Origin of the sequence: Pseudarthrobacter sp. ATCC 49987, from assembly GCF_009928425.1 — a bacterium.
Lineage (GTDB): Bacteria > Actinomycetota > Actinomycetes > Actinomycetales > Micrococcaceae > Arthrobacter.
In genome coordinates, this window is the sequence record NZ_JAABNS010000001.1 from 26231 (window position 1) to 38780 (window position 12550).

The following is a 12550-nucleotide window of genomic DNA, read 5'->3' on the forward strand; positions in this document are numbered from 1 at the left end:
CCTTACTGCTGGGGCGTGTGCTGGTCGGTTGCAGCGGCCTGGGCGAGGTAGGCGTCCAGGGTGGCGGAGCGGTGGAGGCGGGCGGCCTTTTCGATCTCGTCGGAAGTGGCGCCCGACTCGATGAGCTTCAGGAGTGCCTCGTGTTCGTCGACCGATTCGTGGGCGCGGCGGGGGACGAAGCGGAACGTGGAGGACCGCAGCGAGGCGAGCCGGTTCCAGCCACGGTGGACGAGGTCCAGGATGTGGGGGTTGGGGCAGTGCTCGAACAGCATGCTGTGGAAGTCCTGGTTCAGCCGGGTGAACCGGACGGGGTCGAAGTGCTGCAGGCATGCGCGCATCTCGGCGTTGACGGCGCGGGCACGGGCTATGTCCGCCGGCCCGATCAGGGGAGCAGAAAGGGCCGTGGCGGCACCTTCCACGATGCTGAGGGTTTGCATCGTGTAGAGGTACTCGGTGGGGTCGATCCCGGCGACGGTGGCGCCGACGTTCCGCTCGAATGTCACCAGCCCTTCGGCCTCGAGCCGGCGGATGGCTTCGCGGACCGGCACCACACTGACGCCCAGATCCTCGGCGATCTTCGCCAGCACCAGCCGGTAGCCGGGGGAGTAGGCCCCGTCCACGATCCGGGCCTTGACGGCCGCGTAGGCCTGCTCGGACTTGCTGACTGTGTGCGCGGCGGGGTGAGTACCTGTGTTTGTGCCTGTGGCAGTCGCCGTGTCAGTCATTGGCTTTGCCTGCTTCCCATTCCTCGTACTTGGTCCGCCATGCGGTGTTCAGCGGGTAGAGGCCGTCCACGCTGTGACCCTGTGCCACCATCTCGGCGATGAAGACTTCCTCGCGTTCCTGGGCGATGGAATCGTCCGCGAGTTCTTCGGCCAGGGCCGGCGGGATCACCAGGATGCCGTCCGCGTCCGCCACGATGATGTCCCCGGGCTGCACGGTGGCGCCGCCGCAGGCGATCGTGATGTCCGTGTCCCACGGGATGTGCCGGCGCCCGAGGACTGCGGGGTGCGGGTTGGCGTAATAGGTGGGCATGTCCATCGCAGCCACGGCGGAGAAGTCACGGACGCCGCCGTCGGTGATGACGGCGGCGGCGCCTCGGACCTGGGCGCGGAGGGCCAGGATGTCGCCGATGGTGCCGGTGCCCTTTTCGCCGCGGGCCTCCATGACGAGGATTTCGCCCTCGTTGACCGAGTCGATGGCCTTCTTCTGGGCGTTGAAGCCGCCGCCGTGGGTCTTGAAGAGGTCCTCGCGGTTGGGCACGTAGCGCAGGGTCCGGGCCAGGCCCACGATCCGCCTGTCCGGGCGGGTCGAGGTCAGGCCGTCGATGCTGACGTTGTTCAGGCCGCGCTTGCGCAGCTGGGAGGACAGGGTGGCCGTGCAGACGCTTTCGAGCTTCGCCTTCAGCTCCGGCGACAGGACATGTCCGACGGCGGCGAGTCCGGCCGCTTCACGCGAGCCGTAGGCTTCCTCCCGCTGGAGGTCATCGGTCCTGGGCTGCGCGCCGAAGTCCGCGAACGGCGTCGTGCCCTCCTCGACCCGGGTGACCAGGCGGCCCGTGGAGAAGCCGGCAGCGGCGGCGCCCGCCGTCGTGCTTTCGGTGCTGACTTCAACTTCGACGACGTCGCCCGGCTTGGCCACGGAGGCCCCGGCGGGGGTGCCGGTGAGGATGATGTCGCCTTCCTCGAGGGTGAGCAGCTGGGAGAGATCAGCGACCAGGCGGGCAAACGGGAAGAGCAGGTCACCGGTGGTGTCGTCCTGGACCAGGTCGCCGTTGTGCCAGGTGCGGATCCGTAGTTGTGCCGGGTCGACGGCGTCCGCGGCGATCAGTCCCGGGCCCACCGGCGTGAAACCGTCGCCGCCCTTGGACCGGAGGTTGGAGCCCTTGTCGGCGTAGCGGAGGTCGTAGACGCCAAGGTCGTTACTGGCCGTGATCCACCCGACGTGGTTCCAGGCGTCCTCGATGGCCACGCGCCGGGCCGGCTTGCCGATGATGAGGGCGATCTCGCCTTCGTACCCGAGGAGTTCGCAGCCGGCGGGACGTTCCACCGTTGAGCCGCTGAGCGCCAGGGAGGAGGATGGCTTCAGGAAATACGACGGCTGCCCGGGTGTCCGGCCGCGCTGCGCTGCCCGGCTGGGGTAGTTGATGTGGACCGCAATGACCTTGCGCGCTGCGGCCAGGAGGTGGTCGGTGACCTGTTCCAAGAATTACTCCTCATCGAGTACGAAATCGTATACGAAAACTATTGCCCAGGAATCGTGGGACGTCAACCCCTTGCCTGGGGGAGTTTTCCGGGTACTTGTAACCCGCGTCATATCTGCCGTACAGTTTTGCCTGGAGATATGAGTTCTATTATCGAACGTCAAGTTCTAATATCGAACACCCCGACGGCGACAGTCCGCCACACCACGAAGTGCCACACAGCGAAGTGAGGAAAGCCCGTGCAGTTCCACCACCACGGTTACGTATCCGGTGACCCGCGAGTCCAGCCAGCTGCCGGCGTCGGCATCGATCGGCCCACAGAACTTCCTGACGAGGTCGACGTGCTCATTGTGGGCACCGGACCGGCGGGCGTTGTCACCGCCGCGCAGCTGTCCCAGTTCCCGGGCCTCACCACCCGGATCGTGGAGCGCCGCGACGGGCGGCTCCCCATTGGCCAGGCCGACGGCATCCAGGCCCGGAGTGTCGAGACCTTCCAGGCCTTCGGATTCGCCGAGCGGATCATCGCCGAGGCCTACCGCATCACCGAGATGGCCTTCTGGAAGCCGGACCCCGCGGACCCGTCCCGGATCGTCCGGGCCGCCCGCGCCGTGGACGACACGACAGGCATCAGCGAGTTCCCGCACCTCATCGTCAACCAGGCCCGCGTCCTGGACTACTTCGGCGAGTTCATGGCGAACGCGCCCACCCGCATGGCGCCTGACTACGGCCTGGAGTTCCGGAGCCTCGAGGTCTCCGACGCAGGCGAGTATCCCGTCACCGTCACCCTCGTCCACACTGCCGGCCCCGATGAGGGCCGGGAGCGCATTGTCCGGGCGAAGTACGTCGTCGGCGCGGATGGCGCCAGGAGCAAGGTCCGGGACTCGATCGGCTGCACCCTCGCGGGCGACCAGGCCAACCACGCCTGGGGCGTCATGGATATCCTCGCCGTCACGGACTTCCCGGACATCCGCACGAAGTGCGCGATCCAGTCCGGCACCGGCGGCAGCATCCTGCTGATCCCGCGCGAAGGCGGCTACCTGTTCCGCATGTATGTCGATCTTGGCGAGGTCGACGGGAACGACAAAGGCGCCGTGCGCAGCACCACCATCGAGCAGATCATTGCCCAGGCGAATGAGATCCTCCACCCCTATACCCTCGACGTCCGCAATGTTGCCTGGCACAGCGTGTATGAGGTCGCCCACCGCCTCACTGACCGGTTCGACGACGTCCTGCCGGACCAGCTGGGCACGCGCACGCCGCGCGTGTTCATCACCGGCGACGCATGCCACACGCACAGCGCCAAGGCCGGCCAGGGCATGAACGTTTCCATGCAGGACGGCTTCAACCTGGGCTGGAAGCTCGGGCACGTGCTCGAGGGCCGCAGCCCGGAAAGCCTGCTGTCCACGTATTCGGCCGAGCGCCAGGTCATCGCGAAGAACCTCATTGACTTCGACAAGGAGTGGTCGACGCTCATGGCGAAGAAGCCCGAGGAATTCGAAAGCCCCTCGGAGCTCGAGGACTTCTACGTGAGCACCGCCGAGTTCCCGGCCGGATTCATGACCCAGTACGCCCCGTCCATGCTCGTCGGCGAGGCCGACCACCAGGACCTGGCTGCCGGCTTCCCCATCGGCAAGCGCTTCAAGTCCGCGTCCGTTGTGAGGGTCTGCGACACCAACCCGATGCACCTGGGCCACCACGCCACGGCGGACGGGCGGTGGCGCATCTACGTCTTTGCCGACGCAGCAGCGGCCGGTGCCCCGTCACCCACCACGGACTTCGCCGACTGGATCGCGACCGCGCCGGACTCCCCGCTCGCCGCCACCCCCAGGGGGGCCGACCTCGACGCGTGGTTCGACGTGAAGGTGATCTACCAGCAGGACCACACGGGTGTCGACATCGGCGCGGTCCCCCCAGTGTTCAAGCCGCTGGTGGGCCCGTTCCAGCTCACGGACTACGAGAAGGTCTACGCCACCGATCCGACGGCGGACATCTTCGAGCTGCGCGGCCTGGACCGCGGCGGCGTCGTTGTGGTGGTCCGCCCGGACCAGTATGTGGCCAACGTCCTGCCCCTCACGGCGACGGCGGAGCTCGGCGCGTTCTTCGCGCCCCTCCTGCAGGCAGGCAACCGCACCCCCGAGCTCCAGGACCACGCGGGCTAAGCACCGGTCCGGGTACCCCTGCGCGCTGCGGGAAACGTCCCGTGACACGGCAAAGGCTGAGCGCTACGGGTATACCCGCAGCGCTCAGCCTTTTGCGCGTCGCCAGCCCGGATCCGTAGCGGATTCCTAGGCGGGTCCCGCCTGCGCGGCGAGGACCTCAGCTTGCGGCTGCTTGTCCGGTCCGGTACTCGGCTGCGGCATAGACGCCCAAAATGCGCACTTCGGTGGTGAAGAAGTCCAGCTCCTCAAGGGCCAGGCGGACGGGCAGGTCCTCGGGGTGACCTTCGACGTCGGCCATGAACATGGTGGCAGCAAACTCGTCGCCCACCATGTAGCTTTCCAGCCTTGTCATGTTCACGCCGTTCGTGGCAAACCCGCCAAGCGCCTTGAATAGGGCAGAAGGAACGTTCCGGACCCGGAACAGCAAACTGGTCACAGCCGCTTCCGGCAGCGCCTCCCGGGACGGCAATTCCTTTTCCGGCGCCAGGACCACGAACCGGGTGGTGTTGGACGGGTCATCTTCCACCCGCGAAGCCAGCACCTGCAAGCCGTAGATCCGGGCAGCGAGCGGGGGAGCGAGGGACAGCTTGGTCGGATCATTCCACTCCCGCACTTCACGGGCAGAACCGGCGGTATCGCCGGCAATAACAGGCTTCAGGCCGGCACTGCGGATCAGCTTGCGGCACTGGCCCAGGGCATGGATGTGGCTGTGGACCTCAGTGGCCCCCTCGATGGTGCTGCCCGGGATGCCCAACAGGTCAAAATGAATCGGAAGAAAGTACTCGCCCACTATCTGCAGACCGGATAGCGGCAGCAGGACGTGGATGTCAGCCACCCGGCCGGCGATCGAGTTCTCAATAGGAATCATGGCCAGGGCAGCCTCCCCGCCGGATACCAGCTCTAAGGCATCCTCGAAGCTGGCGCACGGGACGCTTTCCAGCTCGGGAAACATCTGCGCGCACGCAATATTGGAATTGGCGCCGGGCTCACCCTGGTACGCAATCTTCTTGACCATGGTCGGTATGCTGTCATGCCGGGAGCCCTAGTGCCCAAACGGTTCGCGTTCAGCGTCACAAGCCGGGGGTTCCGCGACATCGAGCCCCAGTCATCTGGGATACCCGGAGGCCGGGGCAAACTCCCCCGGCCTCCGCCGTCGCAGGTTACCCCCGGCCGGTCAGCCGTTGATGACCTGGGGTACGCCGAGGGCCTTGAGTCCTTCGACGCCGAATTCCAGGCCGTAGCCGGATTGCTTGGCGCCGCCGAAGGGGATGCGCGGGTCAACGGCGCCGTGCTTGTTGATCCAGACGGTGCCTGCCTCGAGCCGGGCCGCGACCGTGCGGGCTTCCGCCGGATCGGCGGACCAGACGGAGGCGCCGAGTCCGACGTCGAGTCCGTTGGCCATAGTGACGGCCTCGTCCACCGTGCGGTAGCGGATGATGGGCAGGGCGGGGCCGAACTGTTCCTCGGCCACCAGCGGATTGTTGTTGTCGATGTCGGCCACCAGGGTGGCGGGGTAGAAGTAGCCGGGCTGGTCCGTGGCCGGGTCGCCGCCGAGCAGGATCTTGGCCCCGGAATCGCGGGCGTCCTCTACCAGCCGGGCCACGATGTCGAACTGCTGCTTGTTCTGCAGCGGGCCCAGCACATTCCCCTCGTCGAGGCCGTTGCCCATGGGCATCGCGGCGGCGACCGCGGTGAGTTCCTCGCAGACGGCATCGTAGATGTCGCCGTGGACGTAGAGGCGCTTCAGGGCCGCGCAGGTCTGGCCGGTGTTGATGAAGGCGCCCCAGAAGAGGCCCTCCGCGATAGCCTTGGGGTCGGCGTCGGGCAGGACGATGCCTGCGTCGTTGCCGCCGAGTTCCAGGGTGAGGCGTTTGACCGTGTCCGCGGAGGACCTGATGATGGCTTTGCCCGTGGCCGTGGAGCCGGTGAACATCACCTTGCCGATCGTGGGGTGCTCGGCCAGCCTTGCGCCGACGTCGCGGCCGCCGGAGACGACGGTGAGGAGGCCTTCGGGCAGTTCCTCGTTGAGGACTTTCGCCAGGGCCAGGACGGACAGCGGGGTGTATTCGGACGGTTTGACCACCACGGCGTTGCCCATCCGGAGGGCCGGTGCGATCTGCCAGATGGTGATCATCATGGGCCAGTTCCAGGGCCCGATCGCCCCGACGACGCCGATGGGCCGGTAGTGCAGTTCGGCGCGGGTTTCGCCGTCGTCCACCACGGTCTCCGGCTCCAGGACGGTGGCGGCAGCCGTGCGGAGCCAGGCGGCGCAGGCGCCGACCTCGAACCGTGCATTGGGGCCGTTGAGGGGTTTGCCCTGCTCGCGGGAGAGCAGGCGGGCGAGTTCCTCGGCAGAGCGTTCGACGGCGTCGGCGGCCCTCAACAGTGCGGCGCTCCGCGCGTCATGGCCCAATGCCGCCCACGCGGGTTGGGCGGCGGCTGCAGCGGCAATGGCCCGCTCCAGGTCCTCCAGCGTGTGCACCGGCGCTTTGCCGACGACAGTGCCGGTGGCGGGGTCAAGGATGGTCCGGGTGTCGCCGGTGTCAGGGGTGATCGAGGCCAGAAGGGCGTCGTAAGTTTCCATGGGGTGTACTCCACATCGAGTAGTTGGCCGTACTGTCATGTCCGAGTGTCCTCCGGTGTGCGGCGCGCAGTCTTGTCTTTGCGCGAACTGCAGTTGACCCAGTGCGAAGGATCGCGGCGGCCTTGGATGCCGTTGCGCTGAGGAACAACAAACGATCGCTGATCGACAAAAGGGTGACAGGCGTCACCTGCAATGCTGGATTGCACGGTGCAAGACACCTCTCCCTTTCTCACACCGCCAATCCCCAGACTCATGACCGTTAAGAAGGATCCGATGAGTATTTCAAAATCCGAGCCCCGGACCGCGGAAGACAATCCCCGCGCCGAGCACTCCACCGCCCTGCGCGCCGGCAGCGTCGGCGTCATGGGCATTCTCTTCTTTGTTTTGTCCGCCCAGGCGCCATTGACCGGAATCGTCGGGGCGTCGCCGCTGGCCGCGGCCCTCGGCAACGGCCCCGGAGCGCCCGGTGCGTACCTGGTGGTGGGTATCGTCATCGTCATCTTTGCGGTCGGGTTCGTGGCGATGAGCCGCAAGATCCAGGCCAACGGCGCGTTCTACGCCTATGTGACCGCCGCCTTTGGGCGCAAGACCGGAGCGGGAGCCGCGTGGCTCGCGCTCCTGGCCTACAGCACAGTCCAGGCCGCAATGTACGGGCTGTACGGCGCGGCGTTCTCGGGGCTCCTCGGGTCCGCCGGCGTCGTGGTTCCCTGGTGGCTGCTGGCCGTGGTCACGATGGCCGGCGTGCAGATGCTCGGATCCCTCAACATCGAACTTGGTGCGCGCGTCCTGGCGGTACTTGTTGGACTCGAAGTCGCCATCCTGCTCATGTTCGGCATCACTGTGCTGCTGCGGGGCGGCGGCCCGGAGGGAATTTCGCTCGCGGCGTCCTTCTCTCCCGCGGCGATCGCCACCGGAGCCCCGGGCGTCGCCATCATGTTCGCCGTCGCCTCCATGTTCGGCTTCGAATCCACGGCCATCTACTCGGCCGAGGCCAAGGATGCCCACCGCACAGTGGCCCGTGCCACCTACCTGTCGGTGGGGGTCATCTCGGTGTTCTTCGCCTTCATCTCGTGGATGCTGGTCAGCTACTACGGCCCATCGCGCGTCATGGACGCCGCGGGGGCGGCGCTCGAATCAGGCGACTCCACCTCCTTCGTGCTGACACCGATGGTGGAACTCTTCGGGCCGTGGGCCGGGATCGCCACCGGCGTCCTGCTCGTGACCTCGCTGCTGGCCGGCATCATCGCCTTCCACAACGGCATCAACCGCTACCTCCATTCGCTGGCACTGCGCGGGTCCATGCCCGGCGTCGTCGCCCATACCAACCGGCACCGTGCCCCCGCCGTCGCCGCACGGATCCAGACCGTAATCGCGTTCCTGCTCATGGCGCCGTTCGCCCTGCTGTCCCTGGACCCGGTCCTGACCCTCTTTTCCTGGTTCAGCGGGCTGGCCGTGGCCGCGCTCCTGGTCCTGTACATCCTGTGCTCCCTGGCCGTCGTCGCGTATTTCCGGCGCGAAAGAGTGGCCGGCCAGGTCTGGCAGACCAAAGTGGCGCCGATACTCGCCACCCTGCTTCTTGGCTGGGTTCTGTCCCTCGTGGTCAGCAACTTCACGGCGCTGATTGGCGGCAGCACCGAAACGGCCATGGGCCTGCTGACCGCTGTCCCCGTAGTGTTTGCGGCCGGCGTCTTGGTGGAAGTCGGCGTCGAGCGCAAGGCCGCCCGGGCCGGGGTCCCCGCGTAGCGGCCGGCATTAAATGCTGGGGGCGGTGCCGGACGGATCCGGCACCGCCCCTTCTGCAGCCCGCTGGCGGTGCCGGCGGCCGGTGCGGCTGAGCAGCGGCGCCTGCCTGCGGGAGCGGACCGTCGTTTAGGCGCCGCGCCGCCAGTCGCTGGGGGATTCGCCGAAGGCGTCACGGAAAGACCGGCTGAAGTGGGCCGCATCCAGGAAACCCCAGCGCGCGGCCACGGCCCCCACCGGCATGCCGGCCAGGAGCGGATCCCGCAGCTCGCGGCGTGCCCCTTCCAGCCGCTGGGTCCGGATCCAGCTCGCCACGGTGGTCCCGGATTCATGGAAGACGTTGTGCAGGTGCCGTGTGGAAATGAAATGGGCCGCCGCGATGGACGCGGGCGACAGCAGCGGATCGGCCAGCCGGGCGTCGATGTACTCGCGGACGGATGCCGCCAGGAGGGCCTGCGGCCGCATCCGGTCCGCGGACATGTCCAGTTCCGAATGCAGCATCGTGGAAACGAGATCGAGGGCATTCGCGGCAAGGCGGGACCCGCTGGGGCCGCTCAGGGCATCCAGGTTCTCGGCAAGGTGGGCGATGAACGGCCCGACGATTGCGGCGAGGCCTGAGCCGGCGGCCATCCGCACGGCCGAAAGCTCCGCGATGCAGTCCGGCGGCAGGGACAGCGCGTCCCAGGGAAACATCACCACCATGAGCCGGGCGTCGCCCTCGAAGGCAAGCGTGTAGGGGCGGCTGGTGTCATAGATAGAGAGGTCGCCCGGCTGCAGGACGGCCTCGCGGTTGTCCTGGATGAGGAGCCCGGTGCCCTGCATTTGGAGATTGAGCTTGAAATAGCGCTGGTCGGACTGCGCAATGAGCGCCGGCGTGCGGTGGACCTCATGGCTCGTGGAGGACACCTCGACGACCGCCACGCGGTCCAGCCTGCGGGCCCGCAGGCGGCCGCGGAAGTTTTCCGCATTCTTGCTCGACGCGGCCAGGGGAACGAAGGACTCCGCGACGAGGTGCCGCCAGTGGTCGAACGAGGTTGCCGGGCTGGTGCGCAGGGCCTGGCCGGCGGGACTGAAGGAGGGGCGGGCTGCAACTGCGGTCATCGAGGATCCTGACGCCGTCGTATTTCAGGGAGTGTGTCATGGGACACAGTCCTTTCAGGGTAGCGCCGCGGCCCGCCGGTGTCATCTTTTTTCGACAGCTGGCGAAAAAAGATTGCACGCAGGGTCAGCGGGCCAGCAGGGTCAGGAACCCTTCCAGCTGTTCATTCAGCCCGAGCTCCAGCTGGCCTTCCGGGGCGAGCGCCGCCGCGATCTGCGCGCCGAGGAGGAGGTTGAGCAGCTGTCCGGCCAGTGCGGCGTCGTCGACGGCGGTGGCAACTGCGCCGGCCTGCCGCGCCTCGGCAAGGTACTGCCGCATCGCCGCAAGCCACTGTTGCATTGATTCCCGGTGGATCCGGGCCTTGCCGGGATCGTTGATGGCCTTCTGCCAGAACGGAATGACAATCCGGGCCTCGTTGATCCGCTCCTCATCCAGGGGCAGCACCTCGACGCAAAACGCCTTCAGGGCCGCGAGTCCAGCCAGTCCGGCGGTCACCGTCGCGATGCGCTCGTTGGTGCGGTTGAAAACGTGCCCGAATGCGAAGGTCAGCAGGTCATCCTTCGTGGGAAAGTACGGCTTGAGGGCCCCGTTCGCAAAGCCGGCCTCAAGGGCAATTTCCCGCATCGTGGCACTTTCAATGCCGAGCCGGGCGATGATCCGCCACGTGGCGTCGACGAGTTCAAGCCGCCGCTGGTCGTGGTCGACAATCTTTGGCACCGGACAGCTCCCCAGGAATATTTTGCGTCGGACTCTTGTGGCACAGCTTACGTTTCCGTATTCTCTACAACTATAGAAAATAAAGTTCTGACCCGCCAGGGTCCCCGAACGAAGGCCGCCATGATGACCGTACAAACTGACACACGCACCCCGTTTAGTCCGTACAGCCTGGCCGCGGGCGCTGAAATCACGGCAGTTCAAGGCATCCTGCGCTCCGCGGGGCTGCTGGGCGACACCAAACGCATCGCGTACCTGGGCCTGCTGGATCCCGCCAGGAATGCGCCGGAGGGAAGCGAGGACCGCAGGTTCCGGGTCTTCGTCCATGACGTGTCCGGAGGGCGCCCGGCCGACGTGACCGTCTCGGTGTCCAGCAGCGCGGTGATATCCGTCGTCGAGCTGGACACCGCGGTGGCCGGTGAACTCCCCGTCCTGGAGGAAGAGTTCGAGCTCGTCGAGGAGCTTCTGGCCACGGACGAGTGCTGGCTTGAGGCGCTGGCCAACCGCGGCCTGGACGTCAGCAAGGTCCGCGTTGCCCCGCTGTCTGCCGGCGTCTTCGAGTACCCGGAGGAAAAGGGCCGCCGCATCCTTCGCGGGCTGGCTTTCGTGCAGGATTTCCCCGAGGACAGCGCCTGGGCCCACCCCGTGGACGGTCTCGTGGCGTACGTCGATGTGGTCAGCAAGGAAGTCACGCAGGTGCTGGACCTGGGCGCCATGCCGATTCCCGCAGAGCACGGCAACTACACGGACCCTGAGCTCACCGGTCCGCTCCGCACCACGCAGAAACCCATCAACATCACCCAGCCGGAAGGGCCCAGCTTCACCGTCACCGGCGGCAACCACATCGAGTGGGAAAAGTGGAGCCTCGACGTCGGCTTCGATGTCCGCGAAGGGGTAGTACTGCACAACATTGCGTTCCAGGACGGCGACCGGAAACGGAGCATCATCAACCGGGCGTCCATCGCCGAAATGGTGGTCCCGTACGGAGATCCCTCGCCGATCCGGTCCTGGCAGAACTACTTCGACACCGGCGAGTACCTCGTGGGCCAGTACGCCAACTCCCTGGAGCTGGGCTGCGACTGCCTCGGCGAGATCACCTACCTCAGCCCCGTCATCAGCGACGCCTTCGGCAACCCCCGCGAGATCCGCAACGGCATCTGTATGCATGAGGAGGACTGGGGGATCCTGGCCAAGCACAGCGACCTCTGGACGGGCATCAACTACACCCGCCGCAACCGCCGCCTGGTGATCTCCTTCTTCACCACCATCGGCAACTACGACTACGGCTTCTACTGGTACCTCTACCTCGACGGAACCATCGAGTTCGAGGCCAAGGCCACCGGCGTCGTCTTCACCTCCGCCTACCCGGAGGGCGGATCGGCCAACATCTCCCAGCTCGCCCCGGGTCTGGGCGCACCGTTCCACCAGCACCTGTTCAGCGCACGCCTGGACATGGCAATCGACGGTCTCACCAACCGGGTCGAGGAAGAAGACGTGGTCCGGCAGGCGATGGGCGAAGGCAACGAACGCGGCAACGCCTTTTCCCGGAAGCGCACGCTCATTGCCCGCGAATCCGAGGGCGCGCGCGAGGCCGACGCCCGCAACGGCCGGACCTGGGTCATCTCCAACCCGCAGTCACGGAACCGCCTCGGCGAACCCGTGGCGTACAAGCTCCACGCCGAAGGCCAGCCCACCCTGCTGGCGGACCCGGAGTCCTCGATTGCCCGGCGCGCCGCGTTCGCCACGAAGGACCTGTGGGTCACCCGGCACGCCGACGCGGAGCGCTACCCCACCGGCGACTTCGTGAACCAGCATTCCGGGGGAGCGGGGCTGCCGGCCTATGTTGCCCAGGACCGGGACCTGGACGGCCAGGACATCGTGCTCTGGCACACCTTTGGCCTCACGCACTTCCCGCGTCCCGAGGACTGGCCCATCATGCCCGTGGACACAGCCGGCTTCAAGCTGCGCCCGGAAGGCTTCTTTGACCGCAGCCCCGTGCTGGATGTGCCGGCGAATGCACAGCCGGCCGGTGGCCACTGCCACAGCTGAGC

General features: G+C 66.9%; 9 protein-coding genes. 3 read left to right on the forward strand and 6 right to left on the reverse strand.

Annotation, left to right across the window (positions count from 1 at the left end):
- Positions 1-2 precede the first annotated feature (2 nt).
- Entirely contained in the window at positions 3-725 is a 723-nt protein-coding gene (locus tag GXK59_RS00135; RefSeq protein WP_160663345.1) for a GntR family transcriptional regulator, read from the reverse strand.
- The gene (locus GXK59_RS00140; RefSeq protein WP_160663347.1) at positions 718-2205 is read right to left on the reverse strand and encodes a fumarylacetoacetate hydrolase family protein; all 1488 of its coding nucleotides are present in this window, start codon (positions 2203-2205) and stop codon (positions 718-720) included. Before GXK59_RS00140 ends, GXK59_RS00135 begins: the two co-directional genes overlap by 8 nt.
- 237 nt (positions 2206-2442) lie before the next feature.
- Between GXK59_RS00140 and GXK59_RS00145 the strand changes: the two genes are divergently transcribed.
- Positions 2443-4362, forward strand: coding sequence for an FAD-binding monooxygenase (locus tag GXK59_RS00145; RefSeq protein WP_160663349.1), 1920 nt, complete (start codon positions 2443-2445; stop codon positions 4360-4362).
- A 157-nt stretch (positions 4363-4519) separates the two neighbouring features.
- Here GXK59_RS00145 and GXK59_RS00150 read toward each other — a convergent pair whose 3' ends face one another.
- Positions 4520-5377 (reverse strand): prephenate dehydratase, encoded by an 858-nt coding sequence (locus GXK59_RS00150; RefSeq protein ID WP_160663351.1) that lies wholly within the window; start codon positions 5375-5377, stop codon positions 4520-4522.
- Between the two features lie 159 nt (positions 5378-5536).
- Entirely contained in the window at positions 5537-6946 is a 1410-nt protein-coding gene (locus GXK59_RS00155; protein ID WP_160663353.1) for an aldehyde dehydrogenase family protein, read from the reverse strand.
- Between the two features lie 273 nt (positions 6947-7219).
- On the opposite strand from GXK59_RS00155, the gene GXK59_RS00160 reads away from it, so the two are divergent.
- Positions 7220-8689 (forward strand): APC family permease, encoded by a 1470-nt coding sequence (locus GXK59_RS00160; RefSeq protein WP_160663355.1) that lies wholly within the window; start codon positions 7220-7222, stop codon positions 8687-8689.
- Positions 8690-8815: 126 nt separating this feature from the next.
- Here GXK59_RS00160 and GXK59_RS00165 read toward each other — a convergent pair whose 3' ends face one another.
- Together GXK59_RS00165 and GXK59_RS00170 are read right to left on the reverse strand one after the other, a co-directional pair.
- Positions 8816-9787, reverse strand: coding sequence for a helix-turn-helix domain-containing protein (locus tag GXK59_RS00165; RefSeq protein WP_160663357.1), 972 nt, complete (start codon positions 9785-9787; stop codon positions 8816-8818).
- A 124-nt stretch (positions 9788-9911) separates the two neighbouring features.
- Entirely contained in the window at positions 9912-10502 is a 591-nt protein-coding gene (locus GXK59_RS00170; protein WP_160663359.1) for a TetR/AcrR family transcriptional regulator, read from the reverse strand.
- Between the two features lie 120 nt (positions 10503-10622).
- Between GXK59_RS00170 and GXK59_RS00175 the strand changes: the two genes are divergently transcribed.
- Positions 10623-12548: a primary-amine oxidase gene (locus GXK59_RS00175; RefSeq protein WP_443094251.1), complete on the forward strand. Its 1926-nt coding sequence runs from the start codon at positions 10623-10625 to the stop codon at positions 12546-12548.
- Positions 12549-12550: the final 2 nt, after the last annotated feature.